Annotated in this window: 1 protein-coding gene; it reads right to left on the reverse strand. The window is 45.4% G+C overall.

Annotation, left to right across the window (positions count from 1 at the left end; translation table 11 throughout):
* On the reverse strand, positions 1-273 hold a 273-nt coding region (locus tag AAEZ00_RS21230; RefSeq protein WP_351089880.1), incomplete at both ends, for an HAD family hydrolase.

A 273-nucleotide genomic window follows, 5' to 3' on the forward strand; every position in this document is an offset into this window, starting at 1 on the left:
CAGATTGGGTGCGAGTCATTAAATAATGGTAAACGGCGGGGTTAGGTTTAAACGTCTTTAGGTCATCAACACTGATAACGTCATGGAGCTGCGGTAAAACGCCTGAATTTTGCATAAGCGTACGAACCGCAACTTCAGGTCCATTTGAAAAAGCGGCGAGGGTATGACCTTGATTGCGCAGTAACGCTAGCCCAGGAATGACATCATCAAAAGCCGTGAGTTGACTAAATTTCGCCAGTAAATCTTGTTGTTCGCTGTTTGACAGTGTGACGT

Origin of the sequence: Shewanella sp. S1-49-MNA-CIBAN-0167, assembly GCF_040310145.1 — a bacterium.
Classification (GTDB): Bacteria; Pseudomonadota; Gammaproteobacteria; order Enterobacterales; family Shewanellaceae; genus Shewanella; species Shewanella psychromarinicola.